The sequence below is a fragment of the Bradyrhizobium sp. 76 genome (assembly GCF_023073025.1).
Taxonomy (GTDB): Bacteria; Pseudomonadota; Alphaproteobacteria; order Rhizobiales; family Xanthobacteraceae; genus Bradyrhizobium.
In genome coordinates this window covers 644,296-657,525 of sequence record NZ_JADPIS010000035.1, presented here as the reverse complement: position 1 = coordinate 657,525, position 13,230 = coordinate 644,296, and the positions used below count along the sequence as shown (strand labels likewise).

Here is a 13,230-nt window from a genome sequence, read left to right as displayed (position 1 = left end):
AACGTAACGCTTCGGCGGATCAGCCTCTTTGCTGAATTGTTCAGGGTTGCAGCCGTGAGAGCAGACGTTGCCGATCCTGATCGCGACGTCGCTGCTCCATGCGCATCCGTTCGAGCTCGCCTTCGGCTTTGGCTGTGTCCTCGTTCTGGCGCTTCATTTCAATGATCAGCGCCTCTTGCTCGGCGAGCCGCCGTTCTCCTTCGACGACCTCGCGTTCGATCTGGCTCAGCTCATCGTATATCGCCGTCGTGTACATCGCGATCCTCGCGCGGCCGTGCTGCAGAAGGCACGCCGGAGAGCAGTTTTCGCCTCTTCCAGGAGCTTGATCGGGCCGCTTGGTGCGGCCTTGACCGAAGCGCAAGGCGCATGACTTTCAACTCAATCAGCTTCTCGAACGTTCCGGCTGTTTCCATTTTTTCCCGAGCTTGGATCGGTCGATCGAGCGGCCGTGTTGTAATCATTTTGGCGGAAGCGGCTCACCTAACACGCGACTGCCTGGAACGGACCTCCTCGCGGCGACAATGCACTCGGCTCAGGGCTGCGCCTCAGTCAAGTTGCAAACAAGCGGTCGGCACAATATCGTCGATCGTCCGCCCGCATGTCTGACGTCCGATCTTTCAGGAGCCAACACTATGAATGTGGTCTCAGTGCCCGGCGGGATCCATCGCCCTCCAGGGAAGGTCGATATCCCGTCTGCCTGGCGGGGCGCTGAGATGAAAGCCAATCCCAATCGATGGTTGATATCGCTTGCAGCCGGCGAGATCGCGGAACTTGAGGGCGCGGCTGAAACGTATCTGGGCAAAAACAAAAGAATTGCCGAGATCACGAAGGAAAGCTTTCCGCTTCCCCGCTTCGGCGCGCATCTGGAAGAGCTTAAGACAACGCTCCTGGCTGGCCTTGGCTTCGAAGTGATCCGCGGCCTGCCGGTGGCAAAATATAACCAGGAGCTCGCCGCGACGATATTTTGTGGGGTGGGCGCGCATCTTGGATCGGCGCGGTCTCAGAATGCAGCGGGTCACATTCTCGGTCACGTCCGTGACACCGGCGCCGATGCGAAGGATCCGAATACCCGCATTTATCAAACCTCGGAACGGCAGACATTCCACACGGATTCGTCCGACGTGGTTGGATTGTTATGCATTCGCGAGGCGATGGAGGGAGGGGATTCTCTCCTTGTCAGTACGACGACAATCTACAACGAGATGTTTGACAGGCGTCCCGACCTTGCCACCCTCTTGTTTGATCCGATCGCGACAGACCGGCGAGGCGAGGTGCCGGAGAACGAAAAGCCATATCTTGAAATCCCGGTGCTGAATTGGCATGCGGGGTTCCTGACCGGGTTCTATCAGCGCCAGTATATCGATAGTGCGCAGCGCTTCCCCGATGCGCCGAGACTGACTCCGGCTCACGTCGAGGCGCTCGATCTCTTCGACACGCTCGCAAATGATCCCGGGCTGCATTTCGGCATGCGGCTTCAGCCGGGTGACATGCAGTTCGTTTACAATCATGCCTTGTTGCATGACCGGACCGGATTCCGCGATTGGCCCGATGCAGGCCAGAAGCGTCATCTGTTGCGCCTTTGGCTCAGCATGGAAGGCGACCGGCCGCTGCCCGATTGTTTCAAACAGCGCTATGGCTCGATTGAGATTGGCAACCGCGGCGGCATCATCACCAAAGGTACCAGTTTGAACGTCCCGTTGGATTGACGTTCCGGATGGTTTGAACCGGAAGCCCAGACCCAACTTGGCCTCGCAAGCTCTAGCCGCAGGAGCAGGCCGGACAATCCCTTCGACAGCGCCAAGCTGAAACTCTCAACGTGGCTCGACGCGACCAGGGCGAGTAATCATAAATGCCGCTTCTCGGCGTAAAGCGGACTTACGCATCACCCGAGCTACTTGAATGCCGCGGTCTCCGCCGGGGCGGGTGTACTTGGCCGCACGAATACAATGGTGGAGTTCACTGGAATTTCCGCGTTCTCGCGGGTGCCCTGACCGATGAGAATGAGGCCTGCTCCACCATTGGCCACCGTCAGGATGACCGGTTCACCCGCCCATGTCCTGATCGGCTCCATCCCGATGATGAGAAACTCACCGATTGGCTGGTCCAAGTACTGAAGTCTCAGCTGCGGAGCGATTTCTGCGGGCGCAAGTCCGAAACCCAGCCGTTGCGCGCGCGCATAGATTTCGGTCAACGACGCTGTCTCGCCCTTGAAGCCGAGCTCCGCGGCCGAGACAGGGACGAGCTGCACGTCCGTTTTCTTGCCACTCAGAGTAAAAGCCGGCCGCGCAAGGACTTCAGCAGCGGCGCTTCCGACGTCGCAGCCCATTGCACTCATCGCCTTGCGAAGGGCGCGCATGTCCCTGAATGTCCCTATCGCAATCGTCTTCCACAGCCGAACATCGGCGGCCGAACTGACGGGAGTCTGCGATCGCTGCACCGGAGGAGCAGTCTTGAGGTCCAGGTGATTGCGCAGAACGTCCTGCGCGGTGCATTGAGCTTTGGCCTCGCTAGCGAAAGCGAGGATAAGCGCGCCACAGAGCAGCAGGGCAATAACGCCGACGTCGCGTTCTGTCGAACGATTCGGCCTCGCGATGTCTCGGTGCGAGGCGATGTAATCGATCTCGCCGCGCGTCGTGCCGATGTCCATGAGCTCCCTGTCGCTGAGGCCGCGCAGGGTCGCTTGTGCACGCCGGCGTCTACGGCGCTCCCGCCATGTGCTCAAGAATTGCTGGACGAGGCTGACAACGCGCTGCGTTGATCCGAAGGGCCGTCGCATCCATGCGGCGTCATAGATCGCGCTCATCGCAATCTCCTTTGGCTTGCTTCTCACCGAGGGCTAAGGTGCCAATGCTCGGTCCGGCACGCTTGACGAGGGGCTTACATTTTTCTTACCGGCGGCTTATTCTTTGTGTCCAGCCGGTGCGGGGGCGTTTCCGTGAGGCTGACGTCGGCCGATCCCGCGACGCTGGGCAAGGCACACTCGATATTCGGCTTACATTTTTCCGTTCGAAGGCCTATCCTCGCCGGACAATCGCTGCGGCGCTCTCGGAAGTAGAGGGCAAGCCTGGGGAATGGTGCCATGCGCTATTTCTTCGAGGACTGTGTGCTGGATACCGACCGGCGCGAGTTGCGGCGCGGGGCCGATGCCGTGCCTACGACGCCACAGGTACTTGATCTGCTCGGCTATTTGATCCGCAGCAGGGATCGGGTCGTCAGCAAGGATGATCTCATAAACGCGATTTGGAATGGTCGGATCGTGTCCGACGCGGCGCTGACGACCCGATTGAACGCGGTCCGACGCGCGATCGGCGACTCAGGCGTGCAACAACGTCTTATCAAGACATTTCCACGAAAGGGCTTTCGTTTCGTGGGCGCTGTCCACGATGACGAGCGATGTCCCGAAACTGCGGTGACATCAGGCGCCCTCGCAGAACCGGCGAATCTTGCGCGCGCAGCCGCGGAGGCAGCGGTTTTGGTCCCGGAGTTCTCCGAAAAAGTAGCTTTCAAATGGCGGTCCAAGAACTGGGTGCGTCGCATCAGAGGCCCTCTGAAGTTCGTCGGCGGTACGCTGGCGTCGGTTGCTGCCATCGGTGCAATTGCCGGCGGCCTTGTCGGTTATTGGAATGTCTGGAAGACGCTCCGTACCGACGCGGTTCAGGAAGCTCGAGAGCTTCACGGACAGCCGATAGTCAGGCCCGAGATCGCGCATCGTCTCTCTCTCATCGTGTTGCCCTTCGCCAACCTCAACAACGATCCAGAGCAGGATCACCTTGCCGATGCCATCACGACAGATTTGACGACCGATCTTGCGCGAGCGCCCGCCACTTTCGTCATCGGACGCGAGGCCGCCCGCACCTACAAGAATAAGTCGATCGATCTGAAGCAGCTTGGAACGGATATCGGCAGCCGCTGGGCGGTGCGCGGCGCGGTGAAGCGCAGCGGAGATCTGGTGCGGATCAGCGTATCGCTGACTGATCTTCAGACTGCGCACGACGTATGGTCCGACCGGTTCGACGGCGATCGGACAAATCTAGCCATCTTGCAGAAGAATATCACGGTGCGGCTCCTCTGTGTTGCGCACCTGCAGCTCCGCCAATACGAAGAAGCCATCGAACCGTGTAGCCGATCGTTGAATATTGGCGCGGGCCTTCACGCTTACACAAGCTGATCTCGGCCTACGGCCGACGGGACAAATGGGAGTTGCCGTGACAGTGCTGGCTGCACCACTTAAGCGAGATACGATAATTACAGGCAGGGCGTTCCGAGGATGGCCTTCTGCTTCCAGGAATTCAGATGCTGAAAGTATCCCCGAGGGACTCGGCCAGCAAAGTGTAACGGCCGTCAGTCCCTTGGTGACCGACAGGCGGCTGTCCCATGATTGAATTCCCTGCCAGACGCCTGCGAGCCGTCGGTTGCGAGCGCGCTGCGTCTTTCGGAATGTCCTGCTCCATTGTCGCCTCCGCCTTTTCGGTTCTGACAAGAAGATGAATCCGGACAGCGCCTCGTCGGCCGTTCTGCGCCATGCAGCGATGTCCGCTATCGCGCCTTTTTGGCGGAGAAGCGGACATCACGCGCGCCGGAGCTGTGCGCTCCGATCAAACTAGGACGCGGCCTCAGCCGCGCTTACTCCTCGTCTTCGTCATCATCCTCGTCTTCGTCGTCGAGCTCTTCCAGTCGATCGAGCACCGCGAGCGGCAGCGTCTCGCGAAACAGATCGCCTTCTGCGCCCATCCAGAGACAGATCACGTCGTCGCCCTTCACGTCAGCGACGGTGAGCGGCTGCCCGCCTGATTTCAGCATGACGATATCGCCGGCTTTTAGTTCCATGGATGGTCCTTTCGGTTGATTGACGGAGAAGCTAGCAAACCGGCATGACATGCCGATCACGGGCTACTTGGTCAGTGGATGTGTTGCGGTAGCGCGCATGCGCCGGCCGGGCTGCTGAAATCGATCAGAGAGCTTTAGGCCGGAGCGATCCCATCACGAGAGGCAATGGCGCCTGTTCGATGGGTGGCGCAAGGGCTCTTCCGTCCCGTGCGTCGCGACCATGACACCATGCGCCTGTTTTGCCCGACGGAGCAAATGATTTTGTCAGATCCGCAGTTTGCGTTTACCGCAAGTCCTTGATTCTGCTGCGGCCGTCTACTGTGCATGGGGTTGTTTTCAATGTTTTTGTTTGCGCACCCTGATTGCAGTCAGCCCGGCAGCAGTTCTGTCAGCGAGCGGATGATGCGGTCGGGCTTCACCGCCGAGCCTTCGGGCAGGCCGTCGCCATGCACGTCGATCCAGATCGCGTAGATGCCGAGACGCTGCGGCGTCACGACTTCCCATTCCAGATTGTCGCCGATCATCCATGTGTCTCTTGCGGTGACGCCGAGCGCGTCCATCGCGTGCAGATAGGCGCGCTCCTCGGGCTTGCCGAAGCCGTGCTCGCCCTCGATCTGGATGTGGTGAAAGCGATGCGCCAGCTCGAAGCGCTCGACCTTGGCGCGCTGGGTGTCGGCGGCGCCGTTGGTCACCAGCGCGAGCTTGATGCCGAGCGCCTTGAGCCTGTCGATGGCGTCATGCGCGCCGGGGAAGACGAACATCTCCTCCTCGCGATAGGCGGTGAAACGGTCGGCGAGACGAATGGCGAGGTCGTCGGGCAGGGCGCGATGACCGGCGGCCGCGAGCGCGGCGAAGCCGCCCTTGACGGTGAGATGCCGGGCCTCGGCGAGCTTCATCCGCCAGGAGGCGTCCGCATTGGCCCAGAAGTTTTTCGCGAACGCCAGGACGGTGCTTGCGACCAGTTGCGGCGGCAGCGGCGCGAGTTCCTCCGCGAACTCCGCTGTGATCGCGTTCCAGGCGATCTCGGGCCGCGCATAGGCCGACAGGATGGTGTCGTCCATGTCGATCAGCATGGCGCGCGGCAGCGGCCTCATTGCGGGATTCATCGTCGTCATGGCCATTTCACCTCCGGCGGCAGCGACGACAGGATCGAATCCACATTGCCGCCGGTCTTGAGACCGAAGATGGTGCCGCGGTCGTAGAGCAGGTTGAACTCGACATAGCGGCCGCGCCGGATCAATTGCTCCTCGCGATCCTCCGCGGTCCAGCTTGTCGCGAAATTGCGCCGCACGATGTCGGGATAGATCTTCAGGAAGGCGCGGCCGACATTTTGCGTGAAGGCGAGGTCGGCGTCCCAGTCGCCGCTGTCATGCCAGTCGTAGAAGATGCCGCCGATGCCGCGCGCCTCTTTGCGATGCGGCAGGTGGAAATACTCGTCGCACCACTTCTTGTACTTGTCGTAATCGGCGATGCCGTTCGGCTGCGTGCAGGCCTGTTTCATTGCGGCGTGGAAGGCGATGCTGTCGGCATCGTCCTGCGTGCGCCGGCGGTCGAGCACCGGCGTGAGATCGGCGCCGCCGCCGAACCAGGCTTTCGTGGTGACGACGAAGCGCGTGTTCATGTGCACCGCCGGCACGTGCGGGTTGCGCAGATGCGCGATCAGCGAGATGCCGGAGGCCCAGAATTTCGGGTCGTCCGCCGCACCGGGAATCTGCGCGCGAAACTCGGGCGCGAATTCGCCGTGCACGGTGGAGCAGTGCACGCCGACCTTCTCGAACAGGCGGCCGGACATCATCGACATCACGCCGCCGCCGCCGGCCGCGCCGGTATGATCGGTGCGCTGCCACGGCGTGCGTTTGAAGCGGCCCGGCTCGCCCGAATAAAGGCTTTGCGGGGCATCGTCCTCCAGCCGCTCGAAGCTCGCGCAGATGTCATCGCGCAGGGCTTCGAACCAGGCGCGTGCGCGCGTCTTGCGGTCTTCGATCAAGCTCGGGTCCAATGTGGATGTCATTCTCTCAACCCTTGCGGACCGTAATAGGTGCAGCTCTCGTTGCAACTGTCGCGGTGGATGCTGACGCGGGTGAGCTTGCCGATAGGGGCTAGCCGCTCCCAGACGAAGCGCGAGAGGTTTTCCAGCGTCGGCGTGCCCAGCGCTTCGATCTTGTTGAGGTACTTGTGGTCCAGCGTCATGCGCACGTCCTCGATGGCGCGCTGGACCAGGCCGAGATCGACCACCATGCCGGTTTTGGGATCGGGCGTGCCGCGCAGCGTCACCTCGGCGCGAAAGGAGTGGCCGTGGATCTCTTCGCTATCCGCGCCGAACGTCGTTCCCGACAATGAGTGCGCCGCCTCGAAGCGAAACGATTTCGTCAATTCCCACATCTGTTCGAAAACCAATCCTATCTGATACCGAGCGACTTATGCGTCTGCACGCTGAGCCGCCATTGCGGATGATTGAGGCAATAGTCGATGGCGCCCGCGGTGTTTTGGGCGACCTCGGGCCCGTCCATCGGCTGCAGCGAGAAGCGCTCGAAGGCGAGATCCGCGAAGGCCTCCGGCATGGCGAGCGGCTGCGGATAGACCAGCTTCAGCTCGTGGCCGCGCCGGATCACAAGATCGCTGCCGCCCTTCGGGCTGACGCAGATCCAGTCGAGACCCTCGGGCGGGGCGATCGTGCCGTTGGTCTCGACCCCGATCTCGAAGCCGCGGGCATGGAGCGCGTCGACCAGCGCGGCATCGACCTGAAGCAGCGGCTCGCCGCCGGTGAGCACCACGTAACGGTTGTCGGTGGAGGCCGTCCATTGCGCCGCGATGGTGCCGGCGAGTTCCGCAGCCGAAGCATAGCGCCCGCCGAGCGTGCCGTCGGTGCCGACGAAATCGGTGTCGCAGAATTTGCAGGTGGCCTCGCTGCGGTCCGCCTCGCGCCCGCTCCAGAGATTGCAGCCGGCAAAACGGCAAAACACGGACGCGCGCCCGGCGTGGGCGCCTTCGCCTTGCAGTGTCAGGAAGATTTCCTTGACCGCGTAACTCAACCGTCTCTCCTCAACATATCAAACTTGCGGGTTCCGGAGCTGCCGCAGCGCTTCGCCTGCGGCCATCGCCGCGGTCATGGCGACATTGAGCGACCGCAGCCCCGGAGCGATCGGGATCACCAGCCGGGCGTCCGCCGCCTCGACCACCGCCTCGGTGACGCCGGCGCTCTCGCGCCCGAATAGCAGGATGTCCGCCGTCTGGTAACGGAAATCGCGGTAGTCGGTCGCCCCCTTGGTGGTGAACAGCAGCAGGCGGGCGCCCTGCGCCGCGCGCCATTGCTCGAATTTCGACCAGGAGTCGTGCCTGACGATGCTGACCTGATCGAGGTAGTCCATTCCCGCCCGGCGGAAATGCCGGTCGGAGACCGGGAAGCCCGCCGGTTCAATGATATGGGCGGCCACGCCCAGACAGGCGCAGAGCCTGAGAATCGTGCCGGTGTTCTGGGGGATGTCGGGTTGGAAAAGCGCTATCTGCATGGGCTGTGCCGGGTTCGGTGCGGGCCGGAAATGTCTCAATAAAACATCGCTGGCCGCGGAATTCGTGCATTGCACGCTCCCGCGCCGATAGCGGGCTTGCGCTCGCCCGGCAAGGGTGCCAATAGAACGATTCTGGACTGCTGTTTTCGCCTTGTTTTGGTGGGGGCACGTGAAGTTCTGCCGCCGCGGGGGGCCGCGGGCGCCGGCAGGCTGTTCTGGGGACCTTGGGGGCTCCTGGAGCGGTTCCGCCGGCTGCATAAGAAGAAAGGGTTGGAATCGTGACGACAGCGTCTTCGGCGGACCATCCGACACGCCGTGATTTCTTATTCGTTGCAACGGGGGCAGCTGCAGCAGTAGGGGGCGCAGCCGCGCTCTGGCCCTTCATTTCCCAAATGAATCCTGATGCGTCGACCATCGCCGCCGGTGCGCCGATCGAGGTCGATCTCAGCCCGGTCGCCGAGGGGCAGGACATCAAGGTGTTCTGGCGCGGCAAGCCGATCTATATCAGCCACCGCACCAAGAAGCAGATCGACGAGGCGCGCGCCGTCAACGTGGCGAGCCTGCCCGATCCGCAGTCCGACGAGGCCCGGGTCAAGTCCGGCCACGAGCAGTGGCTGGTCGTGATCGGCATCTGCACCCATCTCGGCTGCATCCCGATCGCCCATGAAGGCAATTACGACGGGTTCTTCTGCCCCTGCCATGGTTCGCAGTACGATTCGTCCGGCCGCATCCGCCAGGGGCCCGCGCCCGCGAACCTGCCGGTGCCGCCGTACCAGTTCGTTTCCGACACCAAAATCCAGATCGGCTGAGCCTCGGGCCCTCGTCCGAAGCTTCGCGCCGTCTCGTCGTACTATTTCCTCAGGATCGCATCATGAGCGGACCATCCGACTACCAGCCGAGCAATCCGGCCCTGCAATGGATCGAGCGACGTCTGCCGATCCTCGGCCTCATGCACTCCTCCTTCGTGGTCTATCCCACCCCGCGCAACCTGAACTATTGGTGGACCTTCGGCGCCATCCTCTCGTTCATGCTGGGGATCCAGATCCTGACCGGCGTGATCCTGGCGATGCACTACACGCCCCATGCCGACCTCGCCTTCAAATCGGTCGAGCTGCTCGTCCGTGACGTCAATTACGGCTGGCTGCTGCGCAACATGCATGCCGTCGGCGCCTCGATGTTCTTCGTCGCCGTCTATGTCCACATGCTGCGCGGCCTCTATTACGGCTCCTACAAGGAGCCGCGCGAGGTGCTATGGATCCTCGGCGTCATCATCTACCTGCTGATGATGGCGACGGGCTTCATGGGCTACGTGCTCCCCTGGGGCCAGATGAGCTTCTGGGGCGCCACCGTCATCACCAATCTGTTCTCCGCCATTCCCTATGTCGGCGAGAGCATCGTGACGCTCTTGTGGGGCGGCTATTCGGTCGGCAACCCGACGCTGAACCGCTTCTTCTCGCTGCACTATCTGCTGCCGTTCCTGATCGCGGGCGTCGTCGTGCTCCACGTCTGGGCGCTGCATGTCTCCGGCCAGAACAACCCTGATGGCGTCGAGCCCAAGACGGAGAAGGACACGGTTCCGTTCACGCCGCATGCGACCATCAAGGACATGTTTGGCGTGTCTTGCTTCATGCTGCTCTACGCCTGGTTCATCTTCTACATGCCGAACTACCTCGGTGACGCCGACAATTACATTCCGGCGAATCCGGGCGTGACGCCGCCGCACATCGTGCCGGAATGGTATTATTTGCCGTTCTACGCAATCCTGCGTTCGATCCCGAACAAGCTCGCGGGCGTGATCGGGATGTTCTCGGCGATCATCATCCTGTGCTTCCTGCCCTGGCTTGATGCTGCCAAGACCAAATCGTCGAAGTACCGTCCGCTGGCCAAGCAGTTCTTCTGGATCTTCGTCGCGGTCTGCATCCTGCTCGGCTATCTCGGCGCGCAGCCGCCGGAAGGTATCTACGTGATCGCCGGCCGGGTCCTGACGTTCTGCTACTTCGCCTACTTCCTGATCGTGCTGCCGCTGCTCTCGCGCATCGAGAAGCCGCGGCCGGTGCCGAACTCGATCTCGGATGCCGTCCTGGCCAAAACCGGGAGCAGGTCGACGCCGATGGTGTCGAGCGCGATCGTGCTTGCGCTGGCGGGCGCGTTGTTTGCGGGCTCAGCCGACAGCGCGCGTGCCTCCGAAGGCAGCGACAAACCGCCGGGCAACAAATGGTCGTTCGCCGGTCCGTTCGGCAAGTACGACCGCGGTGCGCTCCAGCGCGGCCTGAAGGTCTACAAGGAAGTCTGCGCCAACTGCCACGGCCTGTCCTACGTCGCCTTCCGCAACCTCGCGGAAGCCGGTGGTCCCGGCTATTCGGTCGCGCAGGCTGCAGCCTTCGCCTCCGACTACAAGGTCAAGGACGGCCCGAACGACGCGGGTGACATGTTCGAGCGCGCGGGCCGGCCGGCGGATTATTTCCCCTCGCCATTCCCGAACGAGCAGGCCGCGCGTGCGGCGAACGGCGGCGCGGCGCCGCCGGATCTGTCGCTGATCACCAAGGCGCGCTCCTACGGCCGTGGCTTCCCGATGTTCATCGTCGACTTCTTCACCCAGTATCAGGAGCAGGGCCCGGACTACGTCTCGGCGCTGCTCCAGGGCTTTGAGGACAAGGCGCCCGAAGGCGTGACCATCCCGGAGGGGTCCTACTACAACAAGTATTTCCCGGGCCACGCCATCAAGATGCCGAAGCCGCTCAGCGATGGCCAGGTCACCTACGACGACGGCTCGCCGACCACGATCGCGCAATATTCCAAGGACGTCACCACGTTCCTGATGTGGACCGCCGAACCGCACATGGAAGCGCGCAAGCGCCTCGGTTTCCAGGTGTTCATCTTCCTGATCATCTTCGCCGGCCTGATGTACTTCACCAAGAAGAAGGTCTGGGCCGACTCGCACTGAGCGGCCCGAGGCGAGAATGAAGAGGCCCCCGCAAGGGGGCTTTTTTGTTGGGCACGAGAGTGTGTTGTCAGGCGCGATTGCCTATCGCCCGCGCAGCCGCCAAAATACCAGCAATCGCTTCCCCAGAAACTCGTCGGAGGACACCATGGGAACCGCCATCACCTTCAAGCGCCCGGACGGCAAGGACGCATCGGGCTATCTCGCCAATGCCGCGCGCGGCAACGCGCCGGGCGTGGTGGTCATCCAGGAATGGTGGGGGCTGTCGGACCAGATCAAGGGCCTGTGCGATCGCTTCGCGCTGGCCGGTTTCGATGCGCTGGCGCCCGATCTCTACAAGGGCAAGGTGGTGCCGTATCACGACACGGACGCCGCCGGCAAAGAAATGAACTCGCTCGATTTCATGGACGCCACCACGCAGACCGTGCGCGGCGCCACGCAATATCTGTCGCGCAACGGCGCCAAGGTCGGGCTGACAGGCTTCTGCCTCGGCGGTGCCGTCACCATCATTGGCGCGGTGCACGTGCCGGAGCTCGCGGCCGGCGTCGTGTTCTACGGCATTCCACCGGAGCAGGCCGCCAAGCCCGCCGACGTCAAGATCCCGCTCCAGGCCCATTTCGCGAACAAGGACGATTGGTGCACGCCGGAGCTGGTCAACGGCTTCGAAAACGCTATGAAGGCCGCCGGCAAGTCGCTGGAGCTGTTCCGCTATGACGCCGAGCACGCCTTCGTCAACGAGCAACGCCAAGCCGTCCACGACCGCGAAGCCGCCGAGCTCGCCTGGGGCAGGGCAACGGAGTTTTTTAGGAAGCATCTGGGGTAGGCTGGTCGCCGACGGAGCGCGATCAGCACTACTGCCGCGCCGCGATTGAAAATCAATCACCGCAATCACAGAGTGCAGTCGCAGGGGTTTCCACCATGCGACTGCTGGAGAGCACGGTGATTGTGGATGGCCGCTTGACCAAGATTGTGGTGCCGAGCAAAGCGCTGGAAGCGGCTCGGGACCCCGAGAAGGCCGGTTATCTAACCGGCGCTGTGGTCGACTATGTCAGCCAAATTCAGCACGTCGGCGTCTACACGAGAGGTGAGCTCCCGGCCGTGGCCATACAGGCCTATCATGCCGACTACTATCTCGCTCAGGTCTGCAACGGCGGTCACAGCCAGTTCATCGGCAACACAGGGCTCGCGATGCTCCCAACGACGTCCGGCGATGCACTCGCTGGATTGGAGGCGATGGGAGCGAGCTCGCAACACCAGATCTTGCAGGAGATGATCGCCTGGGTAGAGGCACATCCCGGCGAGGCTGCGCTGCAGACCGGATTCGAAAACCGCGCCGCGGCGCTCAGCGCGCTTGATAAGCGCTTCTATGCGGTAGAACGAGAGCAACCAATGACACCACTCGCGGCCCGATGGATCGCAAGCTGGCCCGAATTGCGCGCCATCGCGCAGGAGCAGTATTCTTCTGAAATCGAGCGGCTTGCGCAGCTTAACCCACATCGGTCCCACCGCCGGATCTGGCAAAGCGTTCGCCACATCAGCTTCCAGATGACTGACGATTTGCAGATCACGGTCGCGGCGGCCTGCGGGGCGGTAAGGCCTGACCCAGAGCTCAAGGTTATGGTGCTTCCAGGATTCGACACCGATGTGGAGGGGCAGCAATGCACGGCGTTCGGCGTAAGGACCAACAAGGGCTCGCGGCTATGCGTCTTTGATGAGGCGGGTGGACGACTTTATCAACTTGCGACGCCCCCTACGATAGTGGGCGCGCGGCTGTCGACTGTGGGGACTGACACGATCCAGAATTTCTTGAGAATTGCCGAGCAAAACTTTGCGGCCGAAGCGATCGACCTGCTGTTGCGGAAGTTAAGTCTGGGTCCCACCGCGGCGATCACGGCCTTGAGCGTGAGCGACGATCGAGCCATTTGGCGGTCACAGGAGAGACCAGCGTTTTGA

At 62.2% G+C, this 13,230-nt stretch carries 14 protein-coding genes; 6 read left to right on the top strand and 8 right to left on the bottom strand.

The genetic code is table 11. The features are described 5' to 3' along the window. Positions 1 to 40: 40 nt before the first annotated feature. Entirely contained in the window at positions 41 to 256 is a 216-nt protein-coding gene (locus tag IVB48_RS10880) for a hypothetical protein (protein ID WP_247291265.1), read from the bottom strand. A 376-nt stretch (positions 257 to 632) separates the two neighbouring features. On the opposite strand from IVB48_RS10880, the gene IVB48_RS10875 reads away from it, so the two are divergent. Continuing rightward, positions 633 to 1,706 carry a TauD/TfdA family dioxygenase gene (locus tag IVB48_RS10875; protein WP_346283267.1) on the top strand — a complete coding sequence of 358 codons (1,074 nt, stop codon included), beginning with the start codon at positions 633 to 635 and terminating at the stop codon, positions 1,704 to 1,706. Between the two features lie 185 nt (positions 1,707 to 1,891). On the opposite strand, the gene IVB48_RS10870 is transcribed toward IVB48_RS10875, so the two are convergent. Further along, positions 1,892 to 2,803: a DUF1127 domain-containing protein gene (locus IVB48_RS10870; RefSeq protein WP_247399892.1), complete on the bottom strand. Its 912-nt coding sequence runs from the start codon at positions 2,801 to 2,803 to the stop codon at positions 1,892 to 1,894. A 276-nt stretch (positions 2,804 to 3,079) separates the two neighbouring features. Here IVB48_RS10870 and IVB48_RS10865 point away from each other — a divergent pair, with 276 nt between their 5' ends. Continuing rightward, complete coding sequence (locus tag IVB48_RS10865) at positions 3,080 to 4,168, top strand: winged helix-turn-helix domain-containing protein (RefSeq protein ID WP_247399889.1); 1,089 nt, start codon at positions 3,080 to 3,082, stop codon at positions 4,166 to 4,168. Positions 4,169 to 4,623: 455 nt separating this feature from the next. Here the strand turns inward: IVB48_RS10865 and IVB48_RS10860 are convergent, their stop codons facing one another. The 6 genes from IVB48_RS10860 to IVB48_RS10835 form a co-directional block, all read right to left on the bottom strand. Further along, entirely contained in the window at positions 4,624 to 4,827 is a 204-nt protein-coding gene (locus IVB48_RS10860) for a DUF2158 domain-containing protein (RefSeq protein ID WP_027516401.1), read from the bottom strand. 368 nt (positions 4,828 to 5,195) lie between these two features. Next, the gene (locus IVB48_RS10855) at positions 5,196 to 5,948 is read right to left on the bottom strand and encodes an HAD family hydrolase (RefSeq protein WP_247399887.1); all 753 of its coding nucleotides are present in this window, start codon (positions 5,946 to 5,948) and stop codon (positions 5,196 to 5,198) included. Then, positions 5,939 to 6,838 (bottom strand): oxygen-dependent coproporphyrinogen oxidase, encoded by a 900-nt coding sequence (hemF, locus tag IVB48_RS10850; RefSeq protein ID WP_247399885.1) that lies wholly within the window; start codon positions 6,836 to 6,838, stop codon positions 5,939 to 5,941. Before hemF ends, IVB48_RS10855 begins: the two co-directional genes overlap by 10 nt. Continuing rightward, positions 6,835 to 7,209, bottom strand: coding sequence for a 6-carboxytetrahydropterin synthase (locus IVB48_RS10845; RefSeq protein ID WP_027568574.1), 375 nt, complete (start codon positions 7,207 to 7,209; stop codon positions 6,835 to 6,837). Before IVB48_RS10845 ends, hemF begins: the two co-directional genes overlap by 4 nt. A gap of 17 nt (positions 7,210 to 7,226) precedes the next feature. Next, complete coding sequence (queE, locus tag IVB48_RS10840; RefSeq protein WP_247399882.1) at positions 7,227 to 7,859, bottom strand: 7-carboxy-7-deazaguanine synthase; 633 nt, start codon at positions 7,857 to 7,859, stop codon at positions 7,227 to 7,229. An 18-nt stretch (positions 7,860 to 7,877) separates the two neighbouring features. Continuing rightward, positions 7,878 to 8,336, bottom strand: coding sequence for a tRNA (cytidine(34)-2'-O)-methyltransferase (locus tag IVB48_RS10835; protein ID WP_007595044.1), 459 nt, complete (start codon positions 8,334 to 8,336; stop codon positions 7,878 to 7,880). 278 nt (positions 8,337 to 8,614) lie between these two features. Here IVB48_RS10835 and petA point away from each other — a divergent pair, with 278 nt between their 5' ends. From petA to IVB48_RS10815, 4 genes are all read left to right on the top strand, one after another. Next, positions 8,615 to 9,145, top strand: a complete 531-nt coding sequence (petA, locus tag IVB48_RS10830; RefSeq protein WP_026232845.1) for a ubiquinol-cytochrome c reductase iron-sulfur subunit — start codon at positions 8,615 to 8,617, stop codon at positions 9,143 to 9,145. A 62-nt stretch (positions 9,146 to 9,207) separates the two neighbouring features. Beyond that, the gene (fbcH, locus tag IVB48_RS10825; RefSeq protein ID WP_027568577.1) at positions 9,208 to 11,280 is read left to right on the top strand and encodes a cytochrome b/c1; all 2,073 of its coding nucleotides are present in this window, start codon (positions 9,208 to 9,210) and stop codon (positions 11,278 to 11,280) included. 145 nt (positions 11,281 to 11,425) lie between these two features. After that, positions 11,426 to 12,100, top strand: a complete 675-nt coding sequence (locus tag IVB48_RS10820) for a dienelactone hydrolase family protein (protein ID WP_027568578.1) — start codon at positions 11,426 to 11,428, stop codon at positions 12,098 to 12,100. Positions 12,101 to 12,195: 95 nt separating this feature from the next. Continuing rightward, positions 12,196 to 13,230 carry a DUF4375 domain-containing protein gene (locus IVB48_RS10815; RefSeq protein ID WP_247399880.1) on the top strand — a complete coding sequence of 345 codons (1,035 nt, stop codon included), beginning with the start codon at positions 12,196 to 12,198 and terminating at the stop codon, positions 13,228 to 13,230.